This window comes from Flavobacterium sp. W22_SRS_FP1 (assembly GCF_052113685.1).
Lineage (GTDB): Bacteria > Bacteroidota > Bacteroidia > Flavobacteriales > Flavobacteriaceae > Flavobacterium.
Genome location: NZ_JBGQOE010000018.1, coordinates 53,591 through 69,177, shown reverse-complemented (window position 1 = coordinate 69,177; position 15,587 = coordinate 53,591). Strand labels below are relative to the sequence as shown.

The following is a 15,587-nucleotide window of genomic DNA, read 5'->3' as shown; positions in this document are numbered from 1 at the left end:
GACTTTAATGTCCTTTCTTTTGAAAAAATTATCCTATCCCTTTTCCTGAGAGTTGCATTAACTAATTGAATCTAGTACTCTTTAAATTTAAAATTATTGTTTTTACTATTTCTTTAAAGAAAACAACTTCATTTTAAGTTTTTGGTAAGTCAAATACTAGGCCAAAAATTAATTGGCTAGTACTTAAGGCGTGATTTTATGATAAAATGAATCAATATTTTATAATATGTTGTGGGATGTGGAATAGGAAATTTTATACGATCGAGCAAAGCTATTGTCGTTAAAAACAGCGAAATTTATTATTTAAGCCTCCGTTTTAATTAGATTAAATTACTTCAAAATTGTCTTTATCGCGTAAATTTCTTTTGTGTTCTAAAATGCCGTTACTTTGTAAGTATGAACTGGAATACTTATATTACAAGCTATCAATCTTATTTAAAAATAGAACGCGGCCTGTCTAAGAATACTGTGGATAATTATTCTTTTGATATTGAACGTTTGTGTTTGTTTTTAGCTACAAATAAAATTGAAGTTTCGCCAATTAAAATTAGTGAGGAAACAGTACAGCAATTTATATACTCGGTATCTACCCAAGTCAATGCACGTTCTCAGGCCAGAATAATATCTGGGCTAAAAAGCTTCTTCGGATATTTAATATTTGAAGATTATCGTTTAGACAATCCTTTAGAGCTCATAGAAACGCCTAAAACAGGTAGAAAGCTGCCGGATATTTTATCAGTTGATGAAATTGACTCTCTTATAACCGCAATAGATTTGACTTCAAATGAAGGAGAACGAAATCGTGCTATGCTTGAAACACTTTATGGCTGCGGACTTCGTGTTTCGGAATTGGTATCGTTAAAAATTTCAGATTTATTTTTTGAAGAGGGTTTTATCAAGATTACTGGTAAGGGAAATAAAGAGCGGTTCGTGCCCATTGGTAAAGCTGCGCAGCGATATATTCATCTTTATAAGGACAGCATGAGGGGGTATCTGAATATAAAGAAAGAGTTTGGTGATACTTTGTTCTTAAACAGAAGGGGGAGTCAACTCACAAGAGCGATGATTTTTACCATTATAAAAAGTTTAGCTATTAAGGCGGAGTTGAATAAGAAAATAAGCCCACATACTTTCAGACATTCATTTGCGACACATCTTCTTGAAAATGGAGCTGATTTGCGTTCCATTCAACTGATGCTTGGTCATGAGTCAATAACCACTACCGAGATTTACTTGCATTTGGACAGAAAATTTTTAACAGAAGTGATTAATACTTTTCATCCGCGGAGGAGTATATAGTATTTAGTTATCTCTTTACAGCTTTCGAACTCAAAAACACACTTGATAAAAAAAAAGGCTTGTTGAGTTTTGAAATCAACAAGCCTTTTTATGTGGTTAGTATTGGCTGACTATTTAGCAATATTGACCGCTCTAGTTTCTCTAATTACAGTTACTTTAACCTGACCTGGATAGGTCATTTCAGTTTGGATCTTTTGCGATATTTCAAAAGATAAAGTCGAAGCATTATCATCCGAAACCTTTTCGCTTTCTACGATAACACGAAGTTCTCTACCTGCCTGAATTGCATAAGCATTTTTCACACCGTTAAAGCCATAAGCTACTTCTTCCAAGTCTTTTAAACGCTGTATATAAGAATCAAGTACTTGTCTTCTTGCGCCCGGTCTTGCACCTGATATAGCATCACAAACCTGTACAATTGGCGACAATAAATATTTCATTTCTATTTCATCATGGTGAGCTCCAATTGCATTGCAAACTTCTTCTTTTTCGCCATATTTTTCAGCCCACTGCATTCCTAATAATGCGTGTGGTAAGTCACTTTCAGCATCAGGAACCTTACCAATATCGTGTAATAAACCAGCTCTTTTAGCCAATTTTACATTTAGACCTAGCTCAGCCGCCATGATTCCACAAAGTTTGGAAACTTCACGGGAGTGTTGCAGTAAATTTTGTCCATAAGAAGAACGGTATTTCATACGTCCCACTACTTTTATCAATTCTGGATGTAATCCATGAATTCCTAAATCTATAACGGTACGTTTTCCAACTTCTACTATTTCGTCGTCAATTTGTTTTGCGGTTTTAGCAACTACTTCTTCAATACGTGCTGGGTGAATACGTCCGTCTGTTACTAATTTATGTAGTGCTAAACGTGCAATTTCTCTACGTACGGGATCAAAACAAGAAAGGATAATTGCCTCTGGTGTATCATCAACAATGATTTCAACGCCAGTTGCGGCTTCAAGCGCTCTAATGTTTCTTCCTTCGCGTCCGATAATTCTTCCTTTGACATCATCTGATTCAATATTAAACACAGACACACAGTTTTCAACCGCTTCTTCTGTCCCGACTCTTTGTATGGTGTTAATAATGATTTTTTTGGCTTCTTGTTGTGCTGTCAGTTTAGCGTCTTCAATTGTGTCTTGAATATGGGACATTGCTTCAGTTTTAGCCTCAGCTTTAAGTCCTTCTATTAATTGGTTTTTAGCATCTTCGGCAGATAAACCAGATATTACTTCAAGTTGTTGTAATTGACTTCTGTGCAATTTGTCAACTTCTATTTGTCTTTTGTCAAGAGTTTCAATTTTGGAGGCATATTCAGCCGCTTTCGTTTCAAAATCGTCATTTACCTTCTTAGCTTTTGACAATTCATTAGAAACTTGGGACTCTTTGTCTCTAATTCTTTTCTCAACTTCAGCAACTTTCTTGTCTCTGGAAAGTATTACTTGCTCGTGTTCTGACTTTAGTTCTATAAATTTTTCTTTTGCCTGAAGAATTTTATCTTTTTTTATGTTTTCAGCTTCAAGTTTGGCCTCTTTTAAAATAGACGAAGCTTCTTTTTTTGTACTTTTAATTAGATTAGAAATATTGCTTTTTTCAATGATTTTGGCGATTCCAAAACCACCTGCTATTCCTATAATTCCTGAAATGATAATCGTTACTATGTCCATGTTTATTAAAATTTATATATAAAAAAGCCTACATTAAGTTGTTTGAATAAACTCGAAAATACAAGTTTTGAGCTAACTCACTGTTCAAGTTTCCTCGCCGAAGCGTGGCATGCTTTAGTAGTGATGATTTGCTCATTCTAATTTATTAGTGTTGAGTTTACCAAATGTGAACTAATGTAGGCAGTATCTTAGTTTTTTGTAAAGAACGTTTAATTGTCGAGATATTGATCTAAAAGCGCGTTGATTTTTTTAATTCTTTCAATAGTTTCTTCACCATTAATAGAGTTGTCAATTTGCTTTTGTTCTGACTGTGAGGCAAACTGCAAAGCGCACATGGCTAAAACATCTTGCTTGTCACGAACAGCATAGTTTTCTTCAAACTGCTTCATCATTACATCAATTTTTTTTGAAGCGCTTCTCAGGCCTTCTTCTTGCGACAAATCGACCGTTAACGGGTAGACTCTGTCGGCAATTGATATTTTAATTTTAAGCTTTTCGTCCATATTTTTTACTAATCAGATAGCTGTGCTATACAGTAATCAATTTCACGAATTAAAGAATTTATTTTGAACTTTGTATCTCTCTTATTTTCGTCACTGCCTAGTAGTGAGTTGGCGATTTTAAGTGTTTCATATTGCGATTTTAACGCTTCAATCTCTTTTGATTGAGTTTGTATGATATCTGCAGATTTTGTTAATTCAATTTTTAAATCTTGATGGTTTTTTTCTAAACTTCTTATTTTTATAATCAGTTTTTCAATCTTATTTTCAAGAGTATCAATTATTTCTGCAATTACACTCATTATTTAGCCTATTCATTACTTATAATCACAAATTTAGTATTAGTTTTTATTATTACAATATTTTATTTGTTTTTTTATCATAAAATAAGTAATTCATTGTATTTTAATTGGTTACAAATTGTGTTTTTTTACAAAGTAGAACGATTTAGTTTTTTATCTTAGCAAAAATGTACGTCATGAGATTTATTCTTTTTATCCTATTGTTTTCAGTTGCTGGTATTGCTCAAACAGATTATCCAAAAGACTATTTTAGTCCTCCATTAGAGATCCCAATGGAGTTGTCGGGAAATTTCGGCGAATTAAGACCAAATCATTTTCATGCTGGCTTTGATTTTAAAACTTTGCAGAGAGAGGGCATTGAGGTGCATTCAGTAGCCGATGGTTACGTATCCCGAATTAAGATTTCTACTTTTGGAAATGGTAAGGCAATTTATATAACACATCCTAATGGTTTTACATCCGTATATTGTCATTTACAAAAAGCTACTGATGCCATAAATGATTACATCCATAAAGCACACTATAAAGAACAGTCATTTGAAATAGAGTTGTTTTTAAAACCAAATGAGTTGATTGTAAAAAAGGGACAAACGATTTCTCTTTCTGGCAATACTGGTTCGTCAGAAGGGCCTCATCTGCATTTTGAATTTCGCGAAAGTAAAACAGAGAAAATCATCAATCCTTTGCTATTTGGGTTTGATAAGTTTATAAAAGATACTAAAAAGCCATCAGTTTCGGCGGTATATGTTTATCCATTAGATGGTAAAACAGCTGTGAATCAGTCGAAACGTCCTTTACTGCTTAACTTGTCTTTACAAAAAGATGGAACATATTTGTCTAATAAGGTTTCGGCTAATGGTAAAATAGGATTTGGGGTGACGGCAGTTGATTATGACAATGTATCTGGCAATAGAAATGGTGCTTATAAAATACAGACTTTTTTAAACGGAAAACCGAGTTTTGGATATCAGTTTGATACTTATTCCTTCGATGATATGAGATATGTAAATGCATTGGTTGATTACGCAAGGTATAAAAAAACGTATCAAAGGGTGCAGAAATTATTCATGACGAATCCGTATAAATTAGGCATAATAAAAACTGATGATACAAACGGTGTTGTAACTGTACTTCCTAATTTGACCTCTATATATCGTATCGAAGTTTCCGATTTTTTCGGTAATCTGAGTAGCATTTCAATACCAATCAGTTTTGATGCGTCCACGGCTGTAGTTGAAAAAGAAACTGTATTGTCAAATTATTTTGTCAAGGTAAACAAGGACAATAATTTTTCAAAAAACAAGGTCTCTGTTTTCTTCCCGGCTGGAACATTTTATGAAGATTTCGACATGAATTTCGAAGTTAGGGATGATATCTTATACCTTCATGACGACACAGTTCCTGTTCATTCTCGTTTCGAAATTTCGATGGAAAGCGACAAATACACTGATGCTCAAAAAGAAAAAGTTTTCATTGCGGATATAGATGCCAGGGGCAGGCAAGGATATAATTTTACCAGTATAAAAGAGAACCTGTTTTTTGCAAAGGTACGATCATTAGGGAAATATACTTTGGCAGTTGATACGACACCGCCAACAATATCAATGGCAAAATCTATCGAGGGGAAGTGGGTAAGTACGCAAAAGACGATTCAACTTTCCACAAATGACAGTGGATCTGGAATTAAATCATATAACGGCTATTTGAACGGAAAATGGATTTTATTCGAATATGACAATAAAACAAAAAGAATAACACATAATTTTAGCGACGGTATTGTTGCGGAAGGAGCCAATGATTTGAAAGTTGTAGTAGTAGATAATGTAGGGAATTCAACTATCTTTGAAACTCGTTTTTTTAGAAGTCAAAAATAATAATATATAGATAGCTTGAATAGTAAAAAAATAATCTTTGGTTTTATAGCGTTTATACTAGGCTTGTCTTGTTTTGCTCAATCAGCTATAGTAAAAGGGATAGTTCTAGATCAAAATGATAAGCCGATAGGCAATGTAAATGTTTCCTGCTCTGTCAGTAGAACTCAATCTAATGCCAATGGGTTTTATGTACTTAACATTCCTGAAAACCAAAAGGTAGCGGTCACTTTTACACATGTTTCTTTTAAAAAAGCGACTGTTTTTCTAACTCTTAAAACAAACGAAGAACTAGAGTTTAATTTGGTAATGAATGACCAACAAGAACAAATGGGAGAAATTGTCGTCACCACAAATAATAAAAAACGTTTTCAGGGAATAACAAGCATTGCACCGGATGTCATTAGAAAAATACCTGGGGCCAATGCCGGTATCGAAAACATTTTGAAAACCTTGCCAGGCGTTAACTCCAATAATGAATTGAGCACTCAGTATGCCGTTCGAGGAGGTAATTATGATGAAAATTTGGTTTATGTAAATGAAATCGAAATATATCGCCCTTTTTTGATTCGATCAGGGCAGCAGGAGGGACTTAGTTTTACCAATACTGATTTAGTCCAAAACGTTGATTTTTCAGCAGGTGGCTTTCAAGCCAAATTTGGAGATAAATTATCGTCTGTTTTGGATATTACTTACAGGAAACCGATAGAATTTGCAGCTACATTTGAAGCTAGTCTTCTTGGAGGCAGTTTCTCTGTTGACGCCATTTCAAAAAACAAGAAATGGACGGCAATAACGGGAGTTCGATACAGGAACAATAGTCTTTTGGTGAATAGTCAAGATACTGAAACCAATTATACTCCAACATTTGCAGACATTCAAACAAATATAAATTATCAGGCTTCTGCCAAATGGCAATGGAGTTTTCTGGGGAATATATCTCAAAACCAATACCAATACCAGCCATTAACGCGTCAAACGAAATTTGGTACAATTGATCAGCCGATGGCGCTTTCTGTTTATTACGAAGGTCAGGAGAAAGATAAATATGAGACTTACTTCGGGGCAGTAAAAACAACATTTGCGGCAACTCCTAATTTTACATTGAAGTTCATCGGTTCTGCTTTTCATACTTTGGAACAAGAGCATTTTGATATTTTCGCTCAATACCGCTTGGGTGAGGTGGACTCAAATATAGGATCAGAAACATATGGGGATGTCGCTTTCACCAGAGGGATTGGTTCTCAACTGAATCATGCTCGAAATGATTTGGATGCCTTTATTATAAATGCCGAAGTAAAAGGATTTCACGATTGGAGAAAAAACGAGATAGAGTGGGGTGTTAAATATACTCGTGAATCAATTCGTGATCGGGTTGTAGAGTGGGAAGTGATCGATTCGGCTGGGTTTTCTATCAATCCTCCAATTTTTAATTTGCCTAAAAATGATCAGCCGTATTCATCTTATCAGGGTCCATTGGTTCCATATAAAAATATTCGGGCAGTCAATTTCAATACGATAAATAGGTTTTCGGGCTATGGGCAATGGAGTAGAACGGGGAATCTAGGTGCTGCAGAAGTCTCTTATAATGCGGGAGTTCGTGTCCATAGTTGGGAAGTTTCAGACTCAAATAGCAAAGGAGCGGCACAGTTTACGTTTAGTCCCAGAGCACAGATATCTATAAAACCAGAATGGGATACTGAAATGGTTTTTAGGCTATCAGGTGGATTGTATCATCAACCTCCCTTTTATAGAGAGCTAAGGGATGCCGATGGGGTGGTGCAGCCCGATGTCAAAGCACAACAATCTGTTCATATAGTATTGAGCGATGATTACAGTTTTGAAATGTGGAACCGTCCTTTTAAACTAGTTTCTGAACTGTACTATAAATCTTTAACTGACGTCAATACCTATACGATTGATAATGTTAGAATTCGTTATGCCGCTTCTAATGTAGCCAAGGGGTATGCACAGGGCTTGGATTTTCGATTGAATGGTGAATTTGTTTCCGGAACTGAATCTTGGATAAGTTTTGGTTATCTTAAAACAGAAGAAAACAGTAATAATAGAGGATACATCGCTAGACCAACAGATCAAAGACTTAAATTCGCGCTTTTGTTTCAGGATTACATGCCTAACATACCAAGTGTGAAATTATATTTAAATTTGGTTTACAATACGGGATTACCAGGTGGTTCTCCGTCCTATTCAGATCCTTATTTATATCAGCGTCGATTGAATGATTACCGCAGGGTAGATGTGGGTTTCTCTAAAGTACTTATTGATCGTAATGATGTGAATCCAAATAAGAGTTGGTTTGTAAATTTTAAGGAACTTGCTTTAGGAGTAGAAATCTTTAACCTTTTTAACAATCAAAATGCAATTACCAATACATGGGTCCGGGATGTGTATTCCAAAAACGAATATGCTATCCCAAATTATATGACTACAAGAGTTTTTAATATTAAGTTGAGCGCTAGATTATAGCCAATAGCTGCTGCTGTTCTAAAACAGTTCGACGAGTTTTATCACATAAATTCAGTATAAGTTTCAGAAGAATTTTTAAAAATGATTACATTTGGTTTTATTTTTTAATATTACATCATTATGAAAAAGTTACATATAGCATTATTAGGTATTGCAATTTTACTTTTGGCCAGCTGTAAGGAAGAGGTTGAAAAACCAAAAGTAATTTATGACGCCACTAATAAAGCAAAAGCAACTGCAAAAATAGATTCTATCCAAGTTGCTATTTCCGACCTGCCCATTCAGATGGAAGGAACAAACTATTTGATTCATCCCATCGCTGATTTGCGAGTCTATGAGAGGGGATCTAAAGCAAGATACGGATCTTCAAGCGTTATAGATCTTAGTTTTACTATTTCTAATTACGGAGAAAATGAAATTACGGGCTATTTGCAGAACCTTAAATTTCAAAGAACCGATTCCGATTCGATTAGTACTTTAACTGATAAGCCCGCTTTGATCCTGACTGCGACCTATCTAAAATCAGTTTCCGATAGAGCCAAAAAGCAAGTTATGGTATATACCATGTTTGATTTGGACACGAATAAAGACGGTAAATTGGATACCAGTGATATCAAATGCTTGTACTTGAGTGATATTAGCGGTAAGAAATTCACTAAAATCTCTGCGGGGTTTCAAGAGTTGATTGATTGGAACCTAATAGAGTCAAAAAACCGATTGTATTTTAGAACGGTTGAAGACACCAATAAAAATGGACAGTTTGATAAAAATGATGTCGTACATTATAACTACGTTGATCTTTCAAATGGTGAATGGAAAGTATCCAGCTACGAACCTATATAAAATTTGCAATAAACTTTAAATCAGAATATCGCTTTCAAGATCTGATTTTTCGATGTCGAAGTCAAATCCTAGTTGTTTGACTAAATCAATGACTAGGTTTTTATACCAGTTTTCTGATTTAGGGTGGATGTAGATAGTTTCAATCAGCTGATCGATGTCGACATTAATTTTTAATCCGTCATTGAGAGTTGTCTTGCTTTCTGCCACATCCGTAATGATACGTACTTCACGCTCATATTGAAAGCTTTTTCGCTTGAATAAAAAAGGAAAAAACATGTCGTCAAAAGGGATGTACTCTTTTTTGTAATCAATATAGTTTACCTCTCCAATAAACTGTTTGTAGTTATTTTCAGGAATTAAAGCTTTCTGTAATCTTCCTATTGTTGATTGAATGGCTAGCCCCTCACTGTTTTGAGTAAAAATTTGCCACATAGCAAAGGATTCGTACTCGTTAATATGCCAACTGCTAATGGCTACTTTTTCTCTGTGTGTCTTGTAATATTGTAAAAAGTCAGGATTGTTTATCGAAAGTTTTTTAATTTCCTCAAAAGTAGGTTCGCTAAAGGTACCTTCGTATTGGTCTTCGAATTTATCGGATCTTGACATGAAAAGCTTTTTGGACATCAACAAATCTAAGAACTTGGACAAGTCTAAATACTTCCAAACGATAGTGTCTGGATCATCCGTAAGATTGATATTTGGGTTGTTTAGATACATTTAGGATTTAAAGGTATTTAAATATTAAAGCAAAAACAACCATTTTCATTGATTCTAATTTCGATTTTTTTTGGTTTTGCTATTCAAATGACTGCATCGACACTAATTTATTATACATACCGTCTTGTGCAATCAACTCGTCATGCGTTCCCTGCTCAACGATTTTTCCTTTTTGCATTACTACAATCGAGTCTGCTTTTTGAATGGTTGAAAGACGGTGTGCAATCACAATAGATGTTCTGTTTTGCATCATGTTTTCCAAGGCGACTTGCACGAATTTTTCACTTTCGGTATCTAATGCTGAAGTTGCTTCGTCCAAAATCATGATTGGTGGATTTTTCAAAACGGCACGAGCAATTGATAATCGCTGTTTTTGTCCACCAGAAAGTTTGTTTCCACTGTCTCCTATGTTGGTATATATTCCTTTGGGCAAGTCCTTCACAAACTCGTAAGCATTAGCGATTTTTAAAGCCTCGATTATTTCGTCATCTGTTGCGTTTTGTTGTCCTAATGAAATGTTTGCTTTGATGCTGTCATTAAACAAGATGCTGTCCTGTGTCACTAATCCCATTAGCCCACGTAGCGATTGTAAATTAATATCTTTTATATCGGTTCCGTCAATACTGATTGTTCCTTCATTTACGTCGTAAAAACGGGTCAATAAATTGGCGATTGTGCTTTTTCCGCTTCCAGATTGCCCTACAAGCGCGATTGTTTGTCCTTTTTTCACCTGAAGTGAAAAGTCCTTTAATACGCTTTCCTCTTCATATTTAAAGTTGATATTTTTGATCGTGATATTCGAATCAAAAGTATTTTTGTCAATGGCATTTTCTTTAGAAGTGATTTCGTTTTCCACTTCCAGCACTTCAAAAACGCGTTCTGCAGCGGCAAGTCCGTTTTTTACAGAATAGGAAGCTTTTGAAATTGCCTTTGCTGGGGTAAGAATGTTAAATGCCAAAGTTAAATAAACGATGAAAGCAGAGCCATCCAGTGTTTTTTCGACTAAAACCAAATTTCCTCCATAAAAAAGTAATATGGCAATTGTTGTGACTCCTAAAAACTCACTTAATGGAGTGGCTAAATTATTCTTACTTCCTATACTGTTTGTTAAATTCAATAATCGGGTTACCGAATCGTTAAACCTGCCTTTGAAGGTAGTTTCAGCATTATAACTTTTAATCACCTTCAGTCCGCCTAAAGTTTCATCTACAATAGAAATCAGAAATCCGCTTTCTCTTTGCGCCTGTAAGGATTGCGCTCTCAAATTCTTAGCGACTTTTGAAATGATCCATCCGGAAATAGGCATAAAAATTAAAACAAATAAAGTAAGTTTTGTGCTTATAATAAACATGGTTACTAAAGCAAAAATAATCGTCAGAGGTTCTTTTACGACTAATTCTAAGATAGAAAAAAAGGAGTTTTGAACTTCATTTACATCACCAAGCATACGTGCCATAATATCTCCTTTTCTTTTTTCGGAATAATAGGAGATGGGCAACTCTACAATTTTTTTATACATTGATTTTCTCAAATCCCTTAAAACCCCATTCTTCAGGTGCATTATATGGTGAGAAGCGAGGTAGTTAAATAGGTTTTTGAATAAAAAAGTTATGATGACCATTAAAACTACAAACAAAAGTGCAACTTGGATACCATTGTCTTTTGTTAACTCTGAAATTTTATAATACAAAAAATCAGAACCAAACTGCTTTAAGTTTCCTATTCCAGTATATACGGGTTCTTTTAGGATGACTTTGGTTTTGCCAAAAAGTACTTCAAGCACCGGGAAAATGGTTAACATTGAAATAGTGCTAAAAAAAGCATACAAAATGTTATATATCACGTTCCAGACAATATGAGACTTGTATGGTTTTGTATAGGGAAGAAGTTTTATTAAATTTTTGTCCATTCGTTTAGTTCAATTGCATTGCAATAATAATGTTTTTAATCTTTTCGTTCAAAATGCGCTCCACTTCTGTGAAATTTTCAACAGAATCCAGTTCCGCATTTACGCTGATATAGAATTTTATTTTTGGTTCCGTTCCGCTTGGTCTGGCACAAATTTTAGATCCGTCTTCAGTATAGTAAATTAGTACGTTGGATTTTGGTATGTCCATTGCTGTAACGGAATCATCCAGTAAGTTTGTTGCTGTAGATGATTGATAATCTTCGACCATAATAACTCTTTGTCCGTTGATTTCCTTTAAAGGATTTTCACGTAAGTCAACCATCATCTGGCTAATTTCTTGTAGTCCTTCGATTCCTTTTTTGGTCAGCGAAACTAGGTGTTCTTTGTAGAATCCGTTTTCCACATATAGTTGTAATAACTCTTTATAAACCGTGCTTCCTTTTGCTTTTGCCTGAGCTGCAACTTCGCATATCAATAAAGTGGCTGCAACGGCATCTTTATCGCGAACGGCGTCACCTACCATAAATCCAAAACTTTCTTCTCCGCCACCTATGAATTCCAATTCGGGAAAATCCTTAATCATTTTAGCAATCCATTTAAAACCAGTCAATCCTACTTTGCATTCTACGTTGTAGTTGGTTGCCAGTTCCATCATCATTGGAGTGGATACGATGGTAGATCCCACAAATTGTTTCCCATTAATTTTTCCTGCTTTTTTCCATTGTTCTAATAGAAATGCAGTCATCAAAATCATAGTTTGGTTTCCATTTAACAAAGTCATTTGCCCCTCGTTATTACGAACAGCAACCCCTAAACGGTCGCAATCAGGATCAGTTCCTACTACGATATCGGATTGGGTTTTGTCTGCCAATGCAATTGCCATTGCTAACGCTTCAGGCTCTTCAGGATTTGGAGATTTCACTGTAGGAAAATCACCGTTTGGAACTCTTTGTTCTTCAACAATATGTACATTGGTGTAACCAGCTTGTGATAAAGTCTCAGGAACCAGCGTTATGGAAGTCCCATGCAATGAGGTGAACACTACATTCAAGTTCTCCTTTGCTATAGCAGGAGTGCTAAAGCTTGCGTTTGCAATTGAGGATTTTATAAAAGCCTGATCCACATCAGTATCGATATAGTGAATTAAATCTTCGTTTGCATTAAACTTGATTTGGTCGAAGTTTAAGTTTTCAATGGTGTTAATAATTCTTTCGTCTTCTGGCGGTACGATTTGGCCACCATCTTCCCAATACACTTTATAGCCATTATATTCTGGAGGATTGTGCGAAGCAGTAAGTACAATTCCACATTGGCAGCCCAAATGTTTAACAGCAAATGACAATTCAGGTGTCGGTCTTAATTCTGAAAACAAATAGACTTCAATGCCATTTGCAGAGAAAACATCAGCAACTAATTTTGCCAAAGTATCGCTATTATGACGACAGTCATAAGCAATTGCAGCTTTTATAGGCTGGTTAGGGAAGGCAACATGCAAATAATCACATAATCCCTGAGTACTTTTTCCAAGAGTGTATTTATTGATTCTGTTATTTCCTACTCCCATTATTCCGCGCATTCCGCCGGTGCCAAATTCTAAATCTTTATAAAAACTTTCCTCTAGTTCTTTAGGGGATGTGGTCATCAATTCTTTAACGGCTTCATGAGTTGCTTTATCAAATGTTGGCGTGAGCCATTCATTTACTGCTTCCAAAATGTTTTGTTTGATTTCCATTTTATATGTTTTTAGTTTAAGTTTTAAAGTATTCCTTATCTATGAGGAGCTATTTCCTGCTATTCATTGCAATCTTATAGTCCAAACACTGGCCTATAAGGATTTTCATTACTATCAGGGCTAGAGTGTATTAAAAATTAACGGCACTCGAAATTTTATAACGTTCCTCGTTATTTTTAGTACGCAAAATAATTTCACCTAGAAAACCAGCCAAAAACAGTTGGGTTCCTATAATCATTGTGGTTAACGCAATGAAAAACCAGGGGTTGTCCGTAACTAAACTATAGCGCATGTTGTTATACATATAATATAGTTTTGAAATCCCAATGTATCCTGCAAGCATGAAACCAATGATGAACATTAATGAACCCATGGCTCCAAAGAGATGCATCGGTCTTTTGCCAAATCGGGAAAGAAACCAAATGGTAATTAAGTCCAGAAAACCATTGATAAAACGTTCCATTCCAAACTTAGTTTCCCCGTATTTTCTGGCTTGATGTTGTACTACTTTTTCACCAATTTTTCCAAAACCAGCATTTTTTGCCAAAACAGGTATGTATCGGTGCATTTCACCCGAAACTTCAATGTTTTTTACGACAATATTTTTGTATGCTTTTAACCCGCAATTGAAATCGTTCAGTTCCACTCCAGACGTTTTCCTGGCAGCCCAATTGAATAATTTAGAAGGTAGGTTTTTAGTAACTACTGAATCGTATCGTTTCTTTTTCCAGCCAGAAACTAAATCAAAATCTTGACTCGTAATCATATTGTACAATCCAGGAATTTCCTCGGGACTGTCTTGTAAATCGGCATCCATGGTGATAATAACATCTCCTTGAGCTTTTGCGAAGCCGGCGTGCAATGCTTGCGATTTACCAAAGTTCCTCATGAAACGAATTCCTTTGACATTCGGGTCTTCTGCAGCAAAACCTTCGATAATTGGCCATGAATTATCCGTGCTTCCGTCATCTAGAAAGATAATTTCATAAGTATAATTATTCTTTTGCATCACTTTAATGATCCAAGTATACAATTCTTTAAGTGATTCCTCTTCATTAAGAAGCGGTATGAGTATGGATAAATTCATTATCGTTTAGTCTTGGGGTAAAGATTTGCTTTTGAAAAATACGGCCATGATCAATCCTAATATAGCGCAGAAAAAAAGGCTAACGACGGATCCTTTTATTTGTTCAATGACTGAAAAAGGGTCGGTTTTTCTTAAATTTTGTATCATCTCATTCAAGGAAGATGTTGGAACATTAAATTTTTCAGATGTGCTTTTCAAGTAGTTTATCGTCATATCTAAGAGCGAGTCTTTCATTGATGGATCGATAAAATTGAATAAAATAATTTTAAAACTTACTGAAATTAATAATCCAATTAGAGCACAGATAAAATAAGTAGTAAACGCATCTTTAAACGGAAAAACACCATTTAGGTCTGATTTAGTCTTAATAAGTAGCAGTATTGGTACAATAATGAATATTGAAAAAGTTAAAAGTGTCGTCCACCAAGCAATAAATAATTTTATGTCTGTAGCATACATAACAGCAGTAATTAATGACAAGCTTACACCTGTTATTACACCATATGTTGTTGCATTCTTTTTTATGACTTCATTAATCATTGCTGCCTGTTTTAAAATTAATTGACAAATATAGCAATTCCCAATTTATTGGACTACAAAAAACAGTTTTTACGATTTAATAAAAAAAATGAAACAAAGATTTGTTTATTGGAAAATAATTGTAAATTTGCAAACTCAAAATAATAGTGTAAAAACAAAAAGTTATAGCGAGTTTATACCTTTTCCGTTAAACGAGAAGCCGCAAAATAAGTTATAGCCAAATAAATAAACAAGATGAAAAAAGGAACTCACCCAGAGAATTACAGATTAGTTGCATTTAAAGACATGTCGAATGAAGACGTTTTTATCACTAAATCTACAGCAGATACAAGAGAAACAATTACAGTTGACGGTGTTGAATACCCAGTTGTGAAAATGGAGATCTCTAGAACTTCTCATCCTTTTTACACAGGTAAAAACAAACTTATTGATACTGCAGGACGTATTGATAAATTCAAAACTAAATACGCTAAACACGTTAAGTAATCTTAGCTTGTTTTTATATATAGTAAAGCCTTCCTTTTTGGGAGGCTTTTTTTTGTTGATTAAAGTCGGGATTGTTACGAAGTAAACTTGTTGATAGGACAAATAAAACTTTGTAACTTTGACCCTTTGTAACTTTGAAAT

Annotated in this window: 13 protein-coding genes and 1 other RNA gene; 5 read left to right on the top strand and 9 right to left on the bottom strand. The window is 34.8% G+C overall.

Annotation, left to right across the window (positions count from 1 at the left end):
- The first annotated feature begins 396 nt into the window (after positions 1–396).
- Positions 397–1,299 carry a site-specific tyrosine recombinase XerD gene (gene xerD / locus ACEN2H_RS11195; protein WP_441732436.1) on the top strand — a complete coding sequence of 301 codons (903 nt, stop codon included), beginning with the start codon at positions 397–399 and terminating at the stop codon, positions 1,297–1,299.
- 110 nt (positions 1,300–1,409) lie between these two features.
- Here xerD and rny read toward each other — a convergent pair whose 3' ends face one another.
- The 4 genes from rny to ACEN2H_RS11175 all read right to left on the bottom strand — a co-directional run bounded on the left by rny (position 1,410) and on the right by ACEN2H_RS11175 (position 3,774).
- Positions 1,410–2,972: a ribonuclease Y gene (gene rny, locus ACEN2H_RS11190; RefSeq protein WP_441732435.1), complete on the bottom strand. Its 1,563-nt coding sequence runs from the start codon at positions 2,970–2,972 to the stop codon at positions 1,410–1,412.
- Positions 2,973–3,020: 48 nt separating this feature from the next.
- Positions 3,021–3,129, bottom strand: a non-coding RNA gene (gene ssrS / locus ACEN2H_RS11185) — 6S RNA.
- Between the two features lie 52 nt (positions 3,130–3,181).
- On the bottom strand, positions 3,182–3,475 hold the full coding sequence (locus tag ACEN2H_RS11180) for a cell division protein ZapA (protein WP_091433617.1): 294 nt from the start codon (positions 3,473–3,475) through the stop codon (positions 3,182–3,184).
- Positions 3,476–3,483: 8 nt separating this feature from the next.
- Positions 3,484–3,774 carry a hypothetical protein gene (locus tag ACEN2H_RS11175; protein WP_441732434.1) on the bottom strand — a complete coding sequence of 97 codons (291 nt, stop codon included), beginning with the start codon at positions 3,772–3,774 and terminating at the stop codon, positions 3,484–3,486.
- Positions 3,775–3,950: 176 nt separating this feature from the next.
- Here ACEN2H_RS11175 and ACEN2H_RS11170 point away from each other — a divergent pair, with 176 nt between their 5' ends.
- The 3 genes from ACEN2H_RS11170 to ACEN2H_RS11160 all read left to right on the top strand — a co-directional run bounded on the left by ACEN2H_RS11170 (position 3,951) and on the right by ACEN2H_RS11160 (position 8,975).
- Positions 3,951–5,648 carry a M23 family metallopeptidase gene (locus tag ACEN2H_RS11170; RefSeq protein WP_441732433.1) on the top strand — a complete coding sequence of 566 codons (1,698 nt, stop codon included), beginning with the start codon at positions 3,951–3,953 and terminating at the stop codon, positions 5,646–5,648.
- A gap of 15 nt (positions 5,649–5,663) precedes the next feature.
- Entirely contained in the window at positions 5,664–8,132 is a 2,469-nt protein-coding gene (locus ACEN2H_RS11165; protein ID WP_441732432.1) for a TonB-dependent receptor, read from the top strand.
- Positions 8,133–8,252: 120 nt separating this feature from the next.
- A complete protein-coding gene (locus ACEN2H_RS11160) occupies positions 8,253–8,975 on the top strand; it encodes a hypothetical protein (RefSeq protein ID WP_441732431.1) in 723 nt (240 codons plus the stop codon).
- A gap of 15 nt (positions 8,976–8,990) precedes the next feature.
- Here the strand turns inward: ACEN2H_RS11160 and ACEN2H_RS11155 are convergent, their stop codons facing one another.
- The 5 genes from ACEN2H_RS11155 to ACEN2H_RS11135 form a co-directional block, all read right to left on the bottom strand.
- Entirely contained in the window at positions 8,991–9,692 is a 702-nt protein-coding gene (locus ACEN2H_RS11155; RefSeq protein WP_441732430.1) for a hypothetical protein, read from the bottom strand.
- A gap of 79 nt (positions 9,693–9,771) precedes the next feature.
- Positions 9,772–11,601, bottom strand: a complete 1,830-nt coding sequence (locus tag ACEN2H_RS11150) for an ABC transporter ATP-binding protein (protein WP_441732429.1) — start codon at positions 11,599–11,601, stop codon at positions 9,772–9,774.
- 4 nt (positions 11,602–11,605) lie between these two features.
- Entirely contained in the window at positions 11,606–13,333 is a 1,728-nt protein-coding gene (locus ACEN2H_RS11145) for a phospho-sugar mutase (RefSeq protein WP_441732428.1), read from the bottom strand.
- 130 nt (positions 13,334–13,463) lie between these two features.
- A complete protein-coding gene (locus ACEN2H_RS11140; RefSeq protein ID WP_441732427.1) occupies positions 13,464–14,420 on the bottom strand; it encodes a glycosyltransferase family 2 protein in 957 nt (318 codons plus the stop codon).
- Between the two features lie 6 nt (positions 14,421–14,426).
- Positions 14,427–14,960, bottom strand: a complete 534-nt coding sequence (locus ACEN2H_RS11135; protein WP_441732426.1) for a DUF4199 domain-containing protein — start codon at positions 14,958–14,960, stop codon at positions 14,427–14,429.
- 234 nt (positions 14,961–15,194) lie between these two features.
- Between ACEN2H_RS11135 and ACEN2H_RS11130 the strand changes: the two genes are divergently transcribed.
- Positions 15,195–15,446, top strand: coding sequence for a type B 50S ribosomal protein L31 (locus ACEN2H_RS11130; RefSeq protein WP_007136285.1), 252 nt, complete (start codon positions 15,195–15,197; stop codon positions 15,444–15,446).
- Positions 15,447–15,587: the final 141 nt, after the last annotated feature.

Coding starts and splice junctions, on each gene's coding strand:
- ACEN2H_RS11170 (WP_441732433.1), top strand. CDS start 3,951: ATGAGATTTATTCTTTTTATCCTATTGTTTTCAGTTGCTGGTATTGCT.
- ACEN2H_RS11150 (WP_441732429.1), bottom strand. CDS start 11,601: ATGGACAAAAATTTAATAAAACTTCTTCCCTATACAAAACCATACAAG.
- ACEN2H_RS11135 (WP_441732426.1), bottom strand. CDS start 14,960: ATGATTAATGAAGTCATAAAAAAGAATGCAACAACATATGGTGTAATA.
- ACEN2H_RS11155 (WP_441732430.1), bottom strand. CDS start 9,692: ATGTATCTAAACAACCCAAATATCAATCTTACGGATGATCCAGACACT.
- rny (WP_441732435.1), bottom strand. CDS start 2,972: ATGGACATAGTAACGATTATCATTTCAGGAATTATAGGAATAGCAGGT.
- xerD (WP_441732436.1), top strand. CDS start 397: ATGAACTGGAATACTTATATTACAAGCTATCAATCTTATTTAAAAATA.
- ACEN2H_RS11160 (WP_441732431.1), top strand. CDS start 8,253: ATGAAAAAGTTACATATAGCATTATTAGGTATTGCAATTTTACTTTTG.
- ACEN2H_RS11140 (WP_441732427.1), bottom strand. CDS start 14,420: ATGAATTTATCCATACTCATACCGCTTCTTAATGAAGAGGAATCACTT.
- ACEN2H_RS11130 (WP_007136285.1), top strand. CDS start 15,195: ATGAAAAAAGGAACTCACCCAGAGAATTACAGATTAGTTGCATTTAAA.
- ACEN2H_RS11145 (WP_441732428.1), bottom strand. CDS start 13,333: ATGGAAATCAAACAAAACATTTTGGAAGCAGTAAATGAATGGCTCACG.
- ACEN2H_RS11180 (WP_091433617.1), bottom strand. CDS start 3,475: ATGGACGAAAAGCTTAAAATTAAAATATCAATTGCCGACAGAGTCTAC.
- ACEN2H_RS11175 (WP_441732434.1), bottom strand. CDS start 3,774: ATGAGTGTAATTGCAGAAATAATTGATACTCTTGAAAATAAGATTGAA.